Annotated in this window: 11 protein-coding genes, 1 tRNA gene, 1 pseudogene and 1 riboswitch; of the genes and pseudogenes, 3 read left to right on the top strand and 10 right to left on the bottom strand. The window is 71.9% G+C overall.

Annotated elements, in window-relative coordinates:
* Nucleotides 1-203: 203 nt before the first annotated feature.
* Complete coding sequence (locus ACIG36_RS29805) at nt 204-1,094, top strand: hypothetical protein (RefSeq protein ID WP_399934457.1); 891 nt, start codon at nt 204-206, stop codon at nt 1,092-1,094.
* A gap of 716 nt (nt 1,095-1,810) precedes the next feature.
* Entirely contained in the window at nt 1,811-2,122 is a 312-nt protein-coding gene (locus tag ACIG36_RS29800) for a hypothetical protein (protein ID WP_399934454.1), read from the top strand.
* Between the two features lie 67 nt (nt 2,123-2,189).
* Here the strand turns inward: ACIG36_RS29800 and ACIG36_RS29795 are convergent, their stop codons facing one another.
* The 7 genes from ACIG36_RS29795 to ACIG36_RS29765 all read right to left on the bottom strand — a co-directional run bounded on the left by ACIG36_RS29795 (nt 2,190) and on the right by ACIG36_RS29765 (nt 10,801).
* Nucleotides 2,190-3,149, bottom strand: coding sequence for an aldo/keto reductase (locus ACIG36_RS29795; RefSeq protein WP_399934451.1), 960 nt, complete (start codon nt 3,147-3,149; stop codon nt 2,190-2,192).
* 29 nt (nt 3,150-3,178) lie between these two features.
* The gene (locus ACIG36_RS29790) at nt 3,179-4,654 is read right to left on the bottom strand and encodes an MFS transporter (RefSeq protein ID WP_399934448.1); all 1,476 of its coding nucleotides are present in this window, start codon (nt 4,652-4,654) and stop codon (nt 3,179-3,181) included.
* Between the two features lie 87 nt (nt 4,655-4,741).
* Complete coding sequence (locus ACIG36_RS29785) at nt 4,742-5,899, bottom strand: peptidoglycan DD-metalloendopeptidase family protein (RefSeq protein ID WP_399934445.1); 1,158 nt, start codon at nt 5,897-5,899, stop codon at nt 4,742-4,744.
* A gap of 11 nt (nt 5,900-5,910) precedes the next feature.
* Nucleotides 5,911-6,049: riboswitch (cyclic di-AMP (ydaO/yuaA leader) on the bottom strand.
* Nucleotides 6,050-6,188: 139 nt separating this feature from the next.
* Nucleotides 6,189-7,349: a PP2C family protein-serine/threonine phosphatase gene (locus tag ACIG36_RS29780; RefSeq protein WP_399934509.1), complete on the bottom strand. Its 1,161-nt coding sequence runs from the start codon at nt 7,347-7,349 to the stop codon at nt 6,189-6,191.
* Between the two features lie 240 nt (nt 7,350-7,589).
* On the bottom strand, nt 7,590-9,329 hold the full coding sequence (locus tag ACIG36_RS29775) for a DEAD/DEAH box helicase (protein WP_399934443.1): 1,740 nt from the start codon (nt 9,327-9,329) through the stop codon (nt 7,590-7,592).
* 115 nt (nt 9,330-9,444) lie between these two features.
* Nucleotides 9,445-9,648: a cold-shock protein gene (locus ACIG36_RS29770; RefSeq protein WP_399934440.1), complete on the bottom strand. Its 204-nt coding sequence runs from the start codon at nt 9,646-9,648 to the stop codon at nt 9,445-9,447.
* 238 nt (nt 9,649-9,886) lie between these two features.
* Nucleotides 9,887-10,801 (bottom strand): DUF6227 family protein, encoded by a 915-nt coding sequence (locus ACIG36_RS29765; protein WP_399934437.1) that lies wholly within the window; start codon nt 10,799-10,801, stop codon nt 9,887-9,889.
* A gap of 219 nt (nt 10,802-11,020) precedes the next feature.
* On the opposite strand from ACIG36_RS29765, the gene ACIG36_RS29760 reads away from it, so the two are divergent.
* On the top strand, nt 11,021-11,743 hold the full coding sequence (locus tag ACIG36_RS29760) for an SDR family oxidoreductase (RefSeq protein WP_399934435.1): 723 nt from the start codon (nt 11,021-11,023) through the stop codon (nt 11,741-11,743).
* Between the two features lie 45 nt (nt 11,744-11,788).
* On the opposite strand, the gene ACIG36_RS29755 is transcribed toward ACIG36_RS29760, so the two are convergent.
* The 3 genes and pseudogenes from ACIG36_RS29755 to ACIG36_RS29745 form a co-directional block, all read right to left on the bottom strand.
* Complete coding sequence (locus ACIG36_RS29755; protein ID WP_399934432.1) at nt 11,789-13,000, bottom strand: MFS transporter; 1,212 nt, start codon at nt 12,998-13,000, stop codon at nt 11,789-11,791.
* A gap of 287 nt (nt 13,001-13,287) precedes the next feature.
* Nucleotides 13,288-13,360 (bottom strand) — tRNA-Lys (locus ACIG36_RS29750).
* Nucleotides 13,361-13,513: 153 nt separating this feature from the next.
* Nucleotides 13,514-13,882 (bottom strand): annotated as a pseudogene (locus ACIG36_RS29745) (RNA helicase); the annotation flags it as partial.

Genomic DNA, 13,882 nt, shown 5'->3' with positions numbered 1-13,882 from the left:
CGCTCTGTCCAAGGAATGGGTGGTGGGTGATAACCCACCCACCCTCCCAAGTCCCGTCGCGGCGCACTCAGATGACTTTGGGCAACCAGGTCGCCACCATCCGCTGTCGGCGTGTAGCGTGCGCCACAACGAACAACCCCCGCCGGTGTTAGCAGCACCGAGCGGGGGTCTGACCACCCAGATCGAAAGCCGAGACGATCTCGATGGCTGACGCCAACCTTACCGCTGTCCCCATGGCCGCCGCCGGGTACGGCAAGCAATCCGCGCCCGATCAAGCGCCCCGCACCCGCAGCGACTTCGCGCATCTCCCCGCCCGTGAGGCGGCCATCGCCGCCTTCATCGACCGGCTTCCCGACGGTGCCGCCGTCGACATCAAGACCCTCGCCAAACAGATCCCCGCCTACGGGCAGCAGGCCGTGGCCACCGCCCTCAACAACCTCTCCAAGGCCGGTCATCTGCGGCGATTCCGCGAAACGATCACCAGCGACCGTACGCAGTGGGTCTCCCGTACGCACTTCTCCCGCACCGCACGTGACGACGCCTGGTGGGACCGCTTCCTGACGGAAGGCTCTGCTACTCAGTCGAGCCCTGAGCCCGGCCCTGAGCCGGATCCGATCCCTGTGCCCACACCTGCGCCCGCTCGGCCCACCTGCTCCCCCGCCTACCTCGCCCTCGCCACCCTCGGTCGCACCGAACCCCGGCTCGCCCTTTCCGCCGCCGAGTGCGCCGACCTCGAAGAGCTTGCCACCGAGTGGCTCAGCCGCGGCATCACGCCGCCCGACCTCGTCCGGATCCTCGCCGCCGGGCTCCCCAGCGCCGTCATCCACAGCCCAGGGGGCTTCACCCGGAAGAGGCTCATCGACAAGATGCCGCCCGAGCTTCCGCTTCCTCCGCAGGCGGCGGAGTCTCTGCCTGGCCCCCGCCGCGTCATGGAATGCACCGGCTGCGGCATCCCCGGCTGGCCCGAAGCGCTCCCCGGCGGCCTCTGTCGCAGTTGTCGCGGAGATCTCCCGGCGCCCGCCCCGGACGACGCCTGCGCCGACGTCCGTGCCCATGTGTCGCAACTGCGCCTCATGGCACGCGTCAGCCGTTAGCAGCGGCCGAGCACGTCAACGCCCCTATGCGAACTGCACCTGAATCACCGCGAGTTGGGGCCACTGACCTGTAGAGTCACGCCCGTGACGTCATGACGTACCCGCCTGTCCGGGACGCCCGCGGCTGGTCGGCCAACCCTCTTACGGGGAGCCCGACTGGGGCGCGGCCCCCGGTGCACCGGGATCGGCCGCGCCCATGGCCGGGTTCTCCGACCGGAGGACCTGACGGCTGTGGGCGACGCCCACCTGGAAGAACGGCGCGTTATGGGCCGTCACTGCAAGAAGAAAGACCGTGCCCTCCTAAGGGCCCTGCTCCACTGGTCGCTCCGTCTGATCACCGCCCTTGTGTCGGCGATCGTCGGGGGAGTTGTCCGGTGGTGGCTGGAGGTGAGGCACAAGCCGTAGGACCCCCGCTAAGAAAGCTAGCGGGGGGTCCACAGCAGTGGTCTTTCCACGGAGCCCGTCACCACGCCCTTGGTGGCGGGCTTCGCCATGCTGCGCGATCGCATCTGGCCGATGCGTCCGGCGTCCCGGCCGGGGCCCCGGTCGGGTGGACATGGCCTTCGCAGCGTAGCGCCCGTAGTGGACTTCATCCAGCGGTATCGGCAACTGGCGGCTACTGGGTGTCGCCCTCCGCGAGGGCCCCCGCCGTCCCGCGCAGCACGCGGAGTTAGCCTGCATGAGGCAGATCGTCTCTTGATGTGGAGGTCCCGGTAATGGCCGCAGAAGCACGCATTCCCACCGCCCTCGTCGCCGCCGGCGGGCTCGTCGGTGGGTACGGCGTCGCCCGGTGGACCAAGAAGCGGCCGCTGGGTGGGGTGGCGCTCGCCGTCGCCGGCGGGGTGGCCGCCAAGCAGTGGAATCAGCGTGCCGGGGCCTGCGCGGCCGCCGGGCTCAGTGGGCTGTACGTCGCCGCCTTCGCCGGGTCGCATCCGCTGGCCAAGAAGGTGGGCGCCTGGCCGTCCGTTCTCGGTGTCGCCGGGGCCGTCGCGCTCGCCTCCTGGGTTGTGGAGCGGCGCGCCTCCTAGGGCCTGTCGCCGCGGGGCAGACGGGAATGTGACGACAGGCCCTAGCAACGCCGCTCCACCGTCCGGCCTACGCCGACGCCTCCGTCAGCCTCGCCAGCTCCGCCTCCGTCAGCTTCAGGTCCGCCACCGCCAGCAGCGGCGGAAGCTGGTCCACCGTGCGGGCGCTGGCCAGCGGGGTGGCCACGGTCGGCTGGGCGGCCAGCCAGGCCAGGGCGACCGTGGCGAGCTCGGCGTCGTGGGCCGCCGCCACCTCGTCCAGGGCGGTGAGGACTCGCAGGCCTCGCTCCGATTCCAGGTGGACCGCGGCGCTGCCCGCCCGCGCGCTGTCCACCTTCGTCCCCGGGCGGTACTTGCCCGTCAGGAAGCCCGACGCCAGGGCGAAGTACGGGATGGCCGCCAGGCCGTGCGCCGCCGACACCTTCGCCAGTTCGCCCTCGTACGTGTCGCGCGAGACCAGGCTGTAGTGGGGTTGGATCGCCACGTACTTCGCCAGGCCGGCGGCATCCGAGTAGGTCAGGGACTTGTCCAGGCGATCCGCCGTGATGTTCGACGCGCCGATCTCCCTGACCTTGCCCTCCTCCACCAGCTCGTTCAGCGTCGTGATGATCTCCTCCACCGGCACCGACTCGTCGTCCACATGGGTGTAGTAGAGGTCGATGCAGTCCGTGCGCAGGCGGCGGAGCGAGGCCTCCACATCAGCCCTGATGACGTTTTTGGCCAGGCCGCGGTACGTCGGGACACCGTTGCCGACCTTCGTGGCCACCACTATCTCGTCGCGGTTGCCGCGGGCCGCCAGCCAGTTGCCGATGATGGTCTCGGACTCGCCGCCCTCGTTGCCCGGCACCCAGGCCGAGTAGACGTCCGCCGTGTCGATGAAGTTGCCGCCCGCCTCCGCGTACGCGTCGAGGACGGCGAAGGACTGCTTCTCGTCCGCCGTCCAGCCGAAGACGTTGCCGCCCAGGGCCAGGGGATGGACCAGGAGACTGCCGATCTTGCGATGAGTTCCAACCGGGTGAATGTCAGCCATGCGATGGTGCAACTCCCCTGCCGAATCTGTTATTCCGCAGGCGCCGGTGCCGGCAGGGGATCCGGAGGGTGGACGGACAGGGGGGTCGCGATGTCCTCGAGGGAGCGGCCTTCCGCTCGTACCGCCAGAAACGCCGCCACCACGCCGCCCATGCACATCAGCGCCGCGCCGATGCTGAACGCCAGGACCGTGTCACCCACCACGCCGCTCTGCGTGAGCGCGGCGAAGAGCAGCGGGCCGCTGATGCCGCCCGCCGCCGTGCCCACCGCGTAGAAGAAGGCGATGGCCATGGCCCGGGTCTCCATCGGGAAGATCTCGGAGACCGTGAGGTAGGCACTGCTCGCGCCCGCCGAGGCGAAGAAGAGCACGACGGCCCAGCAGGCGGTGAGGGTGACGGCGTTCAGCCGGCCCGAGCCGAAGAGCCAGGCCGTGCCGAAGAGCAGCACTCCGGCCAGCAGATAGGTCGAGGAGATCATGATGCGCCGGCCGACGGTGTCGAAGAGCTTGCCGAGGAGGAGCGGGCCGAGGAAATTGCCCACCGCTATGACGGCGAAGAAGTAGCCCGTGTGGGAGGTCGACACGCCGAAGAAGCGCGTGAGGATGGCGCCGAAGCCGAAGGTGATCGCGTTGTAGAGGAACGCCTGGCCGACGAAGAGGGCGAGCCCCAGGACGGCGCGGCGGCGGTAGTCGGAGAAGACCGTGCGCGCGATGTCGCGGAAGCCGAAGCTCTTGCGCTGCCGGATGGTGAGCCTGCCCTTGGGGGCCGGCAGCTTGATGCGCTTCTCGGCCATGACGCGCTTCTCGATCGAGGCCACCAGCTCTTCGGCTTCCTCGCCCCGGCCGTGGATGAACAGCCAGCGTGGACTTTCCGGCACCTGCCGCCGCACCAGCAGGATCACCAGTCCCAGGATCACGCCCAGGCCGAAGGTCAGCCGCCAGCCCACGTCCTTGGCGAAAATGCTCGTATCGAGCATCAGGATCGACAACAACGAACCCGCGATGGCGCCGAGCCAGAAGCTGCCGTTGATGATCAGGTCGACCCGGCCCCGGTAGACGGCCGGGATCAGCTCGTCGATGGCGGAGTTGATGGCCGCGTACTCGCCTCCGATGCCGAAGCCCGTCAGGAAACGGAAGGCGAAGAACCACCAGGAGTGGTACGAGACCGCGGTCAGCGCGGTCGCGCCCAGGTACACCGCCAGGGTGACCATGAAGAGTCTTTTACGGCCGAAGAGATCGGTCAGCCGGCCGAAGAAGAGCGCGCCGGAGCACGCTCCCGCCACATAGAGCGCCGCCGCCAGGCCCGTCACCCCGCCCGAGGTGATCGACAGGCCGCTGCCCTGCTCGGAGAGACGGCCGGCGATATTGCCGACGACCGTCACCTCCAGGCCGTCCAGCACCCACACCGTGCCGAGCCCGATCACCACCGTCCAGTGCCACCGGGACCAGGGGAGGCGGTCCAGGCGCGCGGGCACCGAGGTGGTGATCGTGGTCGCGGTCGTCGTCACACGATCTGATTTCCCGATCGGCGACAGAACATTCCCAATCAATCCCGACAAAACATCATTTGGATGCGGGGGCGGGGTCCCCCGCTGCTACGGCTGCAGGCCCCTGCCCCTCAGCCATGACAGCGGATCGACCGGCGAGCCCCCGCCCGGCCGCACCTCGAGGTGCAGATGAGGTCCGGTGACATTGCCCGTCGCGCCGACCCGCCCGATGACCGTGCCGGGGCCCACCTTCCCCGACGTCACGACCATCGACGACAGGTGGCAGTACCAGATCTCGGTGCCGTCGTTGAGCGTCAGCACGATCCGGTAGCCGTACGCGCCCGCCCACCCCGCCTGGGTGACCGTGCCGCCGCCCACCGCCTTGACCGGGGTGCCGGTCGGGGCGGCGAAGTCCTCGCCGGTGTGGTTCGCGGACCACATGTTGCCCGACTGACCGAAGCCGGCGGTGAGCGTGTACGAGCCCACGGGCAGCGTGTACGAACCGGTACGGGCGCCTCCGCCCGTGGAACGGTCCGCGCGGCGGTCGGACGAACGTTCGCCCCCGGAGTCGGCGCCGGAGCCGGAGTCCGAGCCGGAGGCGTTGTCCCCGGCGGACGCCGACCGCTCCTCGGGCCCGGCCTCCTGACCGTCGCCCTTCTCCGCCTGCTCGGCCTTCTTCGTCTCTTCCGCCTCGTGCGCCTCGGCCTTCTCCGCAGCCGCCTTGCGCTGCGACTCCGCGGCCGAGCGCTCCGCGCTCTCGCGCGCCGAGGCGTCCGCGGCGCTCTGCTGGTGCTCCGCTTGCTGCAGGATGCGGGCGCGCAGCGCCTCGCCCGCGTCGGCGGTGCTGTGGCCGGCGGCCGCGGTCGTCTGTACGCCACCGGCCCCGCCCGCACCACCAGCGCCATCCACACCACCGGCGCCGGTGGCGTCACTGTCCTTCTCTGCCTCACTCGCCAGGAGCGAGCCGACGCCCGGGATCTTCTGGGCCAGGTCCGGCACGGAGATTGCCGCCGCCGGACGGTCCTGGGCGCTCGCCATGCCGCCCGCGCCGACCGCCGCGATCACGCCGACGCCGAGCACGGCGCCGCTGCGGGCCATCGTGCCGCCGCGCTGCTTGACGACGCGGTGTCTGCCGCGGGCGGGAGGCGCCACCGACTCCTCGGAGGGGTTCCACTCGGCCCACGGCTCCTCGTCGCCGGCGGGGCGGTGGGGGACGTTCGTCGGGTCGTACGAACTGCCGTCCAGATCAGTCCTGTTGGACGCCACGGAGGCGCACTCCTTTCCTTCCGACTCGCCTACCGGGTTAGCTGACGGGTTCGGAGCAGGAAGGTCTCCTACGGACCGGTGTGCGGCCCGATTCACCCCAAAGGTTGATGGTTCCCCGGTTCCACCCACGGGATTCGGCGAAGGCACGCGGTGCCGCCTCTTGCGACGGTTGCAACGACCGCGCTGCGTTATCGAACGTTAATAGACATGGCGGCTGGAATCCAAGCCGAAAGCATGAATCCGTACGCCTCTTGGAGTGAGTTCGCGCTACATCGGACTTGACCGTTCGTCAGTCGTTATCCGGCTGAATGCGGACCGTACGCGCGGTCACCTGCGCGATCGGCTGGGTGACGGTGGCGACGGCGGTGGCCGGGCGGTGACGGCCGTCGACGCGCCGGATGGCGAGGAGGGCCATGTCGTCGTCCGACGGGCCGCCCGCGTGGCGGACGACGTCCGCGGTGAGGGCGTCCAGCAGCGTCTCCGGGTTCTTGAACTGCCTGCCGTGCAGGCGCCGCCGGGGGTCGTAGAAGGTGCCGCTCGCGTCCCGCGCCTCGGTCACCCCGTCGGTGAACAGCAGCAGGGTCGCGCCGGCCGGGAACTCCCACTCCTCCACCCGGTCCGGCCACGCGCCCAGCTCCCCCATGCCCAGCGGCAGCGCGGGCACGGCGGGGTGCGCCTCGCCGACGACGCCGTCCGGGTAGAGCAGGAGCGGCGGCGGGTGGCCGCGGTTGACCAGGCGCAGCGAGCCGGTGCCGGGCGAGACCTCGGCGAGCACGGCGGTGGTGAAGCCCTCGCTCTCCTCGAGGTTTGCCCGTCGTGCGCCCTCGCGCTGCAATGCGCGCTCCAGCCGCGCCGCAAGCCCCTCCAGCGTGCGCTCCTGCTCCGCCGCCTCCCGGAACGCGCCGACCACCACCGCGACCGCCTCGACGGCACCGAGTCCCTTGCCGCGGACGTCGCCGACGATGACGCGCACGCCGTGCGGGGTGTCCTGCACCGCGTACAGGTCGCCGCCGATCCGGGCGTCGGCCTGCGCCGCCACGTAGCGCGCGGCGACGCGCAGCCCGGCGATACGGGACGGGGGCGCGGGGAGCACGGCGCGCTGGGCCGCCTCCGCGATGCCGCGCACGGACGCCAGCCGGCGGTCGCCGCGGTGGACGACGTGGTTGATGCCGAGGGCGAGGGCGCCGACGGTCAGGACGGTCACGACCTCGGTCACGGACTCGCCCGTCTCGGGTGCCTGGTGGCCCACCGTGAGCCCGATCATGGCCGCCAGGGCCATGAGCGCGGTGACGAGCGTGCCGCGCGGGGAGAGAAGTGGTGCCGCGACGAGCGGGGCGGAGGCGAAGAAGGGGGCCGAGGAGTACTTCGGGGGCGTGAGCGTGTCGAAGAGGATGCCGGCGGCGATCAGAGCGACGGGCAGCCCGCGCGCCCGGACCGAGCGGCCCCGCACAGGGCGCTGCCCGAGCTGCTTGAGCTGTTCGACCTGCTTGAGCTGCTTGAGCCGCTTGAGCTGTTCGACCTCGAGCCCGTCGTGCCGCTTCCCCACCGTGTGCTCTCCTGACCGCCGGACGCCGTTACGCATTGCGTCTCACCCTTGCGGGTGTGGCGGAGGTGGGCGAACGGGGTTGCGCCGAACGAGGGGGGTGGGGGCGGGCCGTCGGCCCGCCCCCGTACTGCCTTCAGCCCGCGGTCAGCTCGCCGACGGGCGGCTGCCGCCGCTGCCGCCGTTGCCGCCGCGTCGACGCGGACGGCCGGAGCCGCCGGCCCGCGCGGGACGCCCCTGCGACGGCCCCTGCCCGGAGCCCTGACCGCCGGACCGCTGCCCCTGGCCCGAGCCCTGACCACCGGACCGCTGACTCTGGCCCTGCCCCGGCCCACCGGACCGCTGCCCCTGCGGCTGGCGCCGCACCCGCGTCCGCGTCTGCGACTGCGACTGCCGCTTCGGGGCCTGCGCCTGCGGCTGCTGCGGCGGCGCTATGACCACCGGGACCCCGCTGGGCTGACGCGCGCCCGTGACGCGGGCGAGCTCCGGGTCCTCCGGCTGCACCCTGGCCGTCTGGGGCGTGATCTTCGCGGTCGCCATCATCCGGCTCATCTCGCGGCGCTGCTCCGGCAGCACCAGCGTGACGACGGTGCCGGACTCCCCCGCACGGGCCGTACGGCCGCCACGGTGCAGGTAGTCCTTGTGGTCGACGGGCGGGTCGATGTTGACGACCAGGTCGAGGCCGTCGATGTGGATGCCGCGCGCCGCGACGTTCGTCGCGATGAGCGCGGTGACCTGGTCGGTGCGGAACTGCTCCAGCACGCGGTTGCGCTGCGGCTGGCTCTTGCCGCCGTGCAGCGCGGCGGCTCGTACGCCCTCGGACAGCAGTCGCTTGACCAGCCGGTCGGCGCCCCGCTTGGTGTCCACGAACATGATCACGCGGCCCTCGCGTGCCGCGATCCGGGTGACGACGGTCTTCTTCACCGTCTCGTCCGCGACGTGCAGCAGGTGGTGCTCCATCGTGACGACCGCGCCGGCGGACGGGTCGACGGAGTGCGTGACCGGGTCGCTGAGGAAGCGGCGGACGAGGCGGTCCACGTTGCGGTCCAGCGTCGCGCTGAACAGCATCCGCTGGCCGTCCGGGTCGACCTGGTCGAGCAGCCGGGTGACCTGCGGCAGGAAGCCCATGTCGGCCATCTGGTCGGCCTCGTCCAGGACCGTGATCGCCACGTCGCCGAGCTTGCAGTCGCCGCGCTGGATGAGGTCCGCGAGCCGGCCCGGCGTCGCGACCAGCACCTCCGCGCCGCGCGCGAGGGACTGGGCCTGGCGGCCGATGGACATGCCACCGACGACCGTGGTCATCCGCAGGTTGACGGCGGTCGCGTACGGGCTGAGCGAGTCGGTGACCTGCTGCGCGAGCTCACGGGTGGGGACGAGGACGAGCGCGAGCGGACGTCCCGGCTCCGCCCGGCGCCCGGCGGTACGGGCCAGCAGCGCCAGGCCGAAGGCCAGGGTCTTGCCGGAACCCGTCCGCCCGCGGCCGAGGACGTCCCGGCCCGCCAGCGAGTTGGGCAGGGTCGCGGCCTGGATCGGGAACGGCTCGGTGACGCCTTCGCGCGTCAGCGTGTTGAGCAGGCCGGCGGGCATGTCCAGCTCGGCGAAGGAGCCGACCGGCGGAAGCGCCGGAGTCGTGCTCACCGGCGTCTCGAACTCGCCCTGGGGCTCGACGGGACGACGGCGCGCCTCCTGCTGCCGGCCGCCGCCCTCGCCACCGCGCGAACGCGAGGGGCGCGAGGAACGCGCGGGACGCGACGAACGGGGCGAACGCTCGGAGTGCTCGGAACGCTTGAGGCGCTCGGACTGTGCGGGCCGCTCGGAGCGCGCCGGGCGCTCGGAACGGGTGGGGCGCTGCTCGGAACCAGCGGGGCGTGCGGCGGAGCGAGACATTCGGGGACCTTCCCTCAATGGGGTGCAAGGCCCCCTGTTCGGACGGACGCGACGATGGGGCCCGCACCGTGGTGCGGGCCCCATCGTGAGCGTCAGCGCTGAGCGCTTCGGATCGTCAGATGGTGACGATGTTCTCCGCCTGCAGGCCCTTCTGGCCCTGCGTGACGTCGAACGAGACCTTCTGGCCCTCGAAGAGCTCACGGAAGCCGTTGGAGGCGATGTTCGAGTAGTGGGCGAAGACGTCGGGGCCGCCGCCGTCCTGCTCGATGAAGCCGAAGCCCTTTTCCGAGTTGAACCACTTCACGGTGCCGGTCGCCATGTCTGTCTCCTTAGTGATGGGATGGGCCCCAAACCGGAAATAGACCGGCGAAAACAAAAATGCGCCATCGGCTACATGACCGAGGCGCACACGAGTTCATGGGTACCACAACTGCAACTCGAACAATCGTAGCACGGAACGGCGGGCGCAATGGCGCGTACATGACCATTGCAGCCCATACGCCCGTGCCCGCGACGGCACGAGGCCGGCCCGGACGTCCAGGCCCTCCCCGCCGGCCCTATAACTCCACCCCCTGCGCGCGGGCATGCCGATCCGCCGCGACCTCGGCCTCGGCCTCGTCGAGATAGACCTCACACACGAGCCGGCCGTCGGCCGTCATGTTGTGCTCCAGCTCCCAGAGGCTGACCTCGCCCCCGCCCTCGAGCAGGAACGCGTGCTCGTAGAACCGGCACCAGGTGGCGTCCCGGCCCGCGCCCCGGCGCCTGGGCTTGGTGATCAGCGCGATGTGGTGGCCGAGCGCCCCCTCGAGCAGCTCGCGCACCACCTCGCCCGGCCCGTCCGCGTTCTCCGCGCGCCGCAACAGCCGGCGGGCGTGGTCGGGCGAGGCCTCGGACACGTACTCCCGCCGGGGCCGCGTCGGGCCCATGGCGAGCAGCAGCTCCTCCGCCAGCCAGGCCGGCAGCTCCTCCGCCTCGCTCCCCGGGCCGATGCCTCCCCCGCCGATCCGGTCGTGCACGCGGCGCTCGGCGGCGTCCAGCGCGTTCTCGTCCGTGTACAGCTCGTACAGGAAACGCTCGTCCGGGCCGGTGTCGTGCTCGAGCTCGTGGAGCAGCAGGCTGCTGCCGTCCGCGAGGAGGAAGATGTGCCGGTAGGTGTTGCACCGCAGGGAGCGGTCCTCGTCGTTGCGCTGGCGGTACGAGCGGAGCTCGGCCTGGTGCATCAGCGCGGTGCCCAGCCGCTCCAGCACCCGTTCGCCGATCTCGAACCCGTTCTGCGCCCGTTTCAGCAGCTCCTCCACGTGCTCGGCCGGGGTCGGCTCGGGCTCGCCGCCCGGGCGGGCGCACCCGGGAGCGGAAGCGGGACCGTCACCGGGGCCGCGCTCATGGCCGTGGTCGGGGCCACCGACCTCGTCGTTCGGCTCGCCGTAGCCCATGCTCTCGCCCTCGCCCCCGCCCGCTCGCGTCTTCGCCATGCTGCCGACCTCCCGAGCCTCGCCACGCCGAACCCCACCCCGCGCACTTACCGTAGCGGCGCGAACACGGGACGGGGGCGGGGTTTTCACCAACTGGCGCGAGGCCGACCGTGGACCGGGTGAACCGCCCCGGCCGGCCGCTGACGCCACTCGCAGGGGCGTCCCCCGAACGCCCGGCGCAACGGGCGCACCGCCACAGGCGCACCTAGCGTGCGCGTCATGACCCTTGGACTCGTCGTCATCACCGGGGCCAGCTCCGGGTTCGGCGCCGCGTGCGCGCGGTGGTTCGCGGAGGACGGCCACCCGCTGCTGCTCCTGGCCCGGCGCACCGACCGTCTCGAGTCCCTCGGCCTGCCCAAGACGATGTCCCGCCCGGTCGACGTCACCGACCGGGCGGCCGTGGTGACGGCCGTGCGGGAGGCGGAGGCCGAGTTCGGTCCGGCGGACGCGATCGTCAACAGCGCCGGCGTCATGCTCACCGGCGACCCCCTCGAGCAGGATCCGGTCGAATGGGACCGGATGATCGACGTCAATGTGCGCGGCGTCCTCAACGGCGTGCACGCCGTCCTGCCCGGCATGGCCGAACGCGGCCGCGGCACGATCATCAACATCAGCTCGATCGCCGGCCGCAAGACCTTCGGGTCGAACGCGATCTACTGCGCCACGAAAGCCGCGGTGCACGCCGCCTCCGAGGCCGTCCGCGAGATGGCGGCGCCGCACGGCGTGCGCGTCACCGTCATCGCGCCGGGCTACGCGGCCACCGAGCTCAGCTCGCACATCACGGACGCCGAGACCCGGGCCGCGTACCAGGCGGCGGAGGCCTCGCTGGAGGGCGGGCTGAGCGCGGACGACGTCGCGCGGGCGATCCTGTACTGCTACCGGCAGCCGCAGAACGTCTGCATCCGGGAGATCGTGCTGGCGGACACGGGCCAGACGATCTAGTACCAGCGGCGCTCCCCAGGGCCCGTGCCGACCACCGAACACGCCCTAGGCCCCCTTCCGCCCGCCCGTCCACCACCCCGCCACCGACCACCCCGCCAGTGCCAGGGCCGACAGCAGCAGCCCCGCCCCCACGAACGAGCCGGCCGGAGCGGCGTCCACGGCGAACGGGAGCAGCAGCAGTCCGGCCGTGCCGGCCGTGCGGACCGCCGTCTGGTCGACCGTGAGCAGCCGCAGCCGCTCCGCCGGCGCGAAGCAGGACAGGTGGGCGCGCAGCGTCACCGCCGTGACGGGGAAGAGCAGCCCGGAGGTCACGCACAGCGCGATGACCATCGTCATCGAGTCGGCGACGCCGAGCCCGGCCAGCGAGAGGCCGGCAGCCGTCCAGGCCAGGCAGTAGGTGGCGAGCCAGGGCAGGCGGCTGGGCAGGTGGCCGGTGAGCAGGTTGCCGGCCAGCCCGCCGGCCGCGGTGGCGCCGAGGGCCAGCCCGTAGCCGGCGGCTCCCTGGCCGAAGCGGGTGACGAGCAGCGGGGGCAGGCCGACGGTGGAGACCGCGGCGGTGAACAGGGCCACCCCGTGCACGGCGACCGCGACGGCCACGCGCGGGTGCGCCCGCAGTACCGGCCAGGCCCGTACCGCCGGGACGGAGACGGACGGGACGCGCACGCCCGCCGTGGCCAGTGCCGTGCGCCGCCCGAGCCAGCCGAGGGCGACGGCCGACACGGCGAAGGTGAACCCGTCGATCGCGAAGAGGTGGATCTCGGGCACGAGCACCAGGAGCGCCCCCACGCCGCCCTGGCCGACGGCGGCCGCCACGCGCGCGGTGAGGTCGAACAGCGCGCTCACCTGCGGCACCTCCGCCGGCTCGACCAACTGCGGGATCAGCGCCCCGAGGTTGGGCTCGAAGACGGCGCTGAGGCAGCCGAGCAGCAGGACGAGGACGAGCATCACCACGAAGCCCGGCGGGTCCGGCGACCACAGCACGGGCACGGCGACGGCCACGAGAGCGCGCCCGGCGTCGACGCGGGCCAGCGAGCGCCAGCAGGTGAAGCGCGCCACCACCGAGCCGAGGGCGCCGACGGCGATGTACGGCAGCGACTCGACGACGCCGACCAGCCCCATCAGGGAGGACGAGCCGGTCGACTCGTACACCACCCACATCGCCGCCAGCCCGTAGAGGCGGTCGCCCAGGACGGACAACGCCATCGACAGCCACAGCACCCGCACGGGCCTGGAGCGCAGCAGCCGCATATGCCTCATGGCGCACATACCTCCGGCACTTCCGATCCGGGGTCCGTCACCCTAGGGCCGCCCTCACCACCCCATCACCGGCAAACCCTCGCGAAACCGGACCGGAATGCCCCCGCGACCACCCGCACGTGTGGCGACCCCACCCGCCGGCCCGCACCACCCTCACCGAACCGGACCGGGCCGAGCCCCGCGACATCCGGCGACATCCCGGACGAGCTCCCCGGCACGCCCCCTGCACCGCCCCCGGACAACGCAAAGAGGCCCAGGTCAGACGAATCCGACCTGGGCCTCCGCGGTAGGCCGTGTGGGACTCGAACCCACAACCAATGGATTAAAAGTCCACTGCTCTGCCAATTGAGCTAACGGCCCGCACACCGCAGCATAGCCCGGCCGACCGCCGGAGCCCGAGTCCTTATGGCCAATGGCGGCTCAGGCAGTTGTACGAAGAGGCGATGGGGCCGGACGCACGAGGGCCCGTGCGGCACGAGCGTGCCGAACGGGCCCTCAGATCAGCTGGTGCGATCAGCCGTTGCGCTTCCAGCGCGGCTTGTCGTCGCGGCGGCCGAACGAGGAGTTGGCGCCACGGTGGTCGTCGCGGCGGCCGTACGGACGGTCGCTGCTGCCCGAGCGGTAACCGCCGGAGGGGCGGTTGTCGTCGCGGCGGTCACGGTTGAACGGACGGTCGCTGCCGCCGGAGCGGAAGCCGCCGGAGGGGCGGTCGTCGCGACGGAAGCCGCCGGAGGGGCGGTCGTCACGGCGGAAGCCGCCACGGTCGTCACGACGGTCGTCACGGCGGAAACCACCACGGTCGCCGTCACGGTCCTCACGACGGAAACCACCGGAGGGGCGGTCGTCACGGCGGAAGCCACCGCGGTCATCGCGACGGTCCGT

This window comes from Streptomyces sp. NPDC053048, assembly GCF_044547045.1.
In the GTDB taxonomy this organism is placed as follows: domain Bacteria; phylum Actinomycetota; class Actinomycetes; order Streptomycetales; family Streptomycetaceae; genus Streptomyces.
This window is presented reverse-complemented; position numbering and strand designations above follow the sequence as displayed.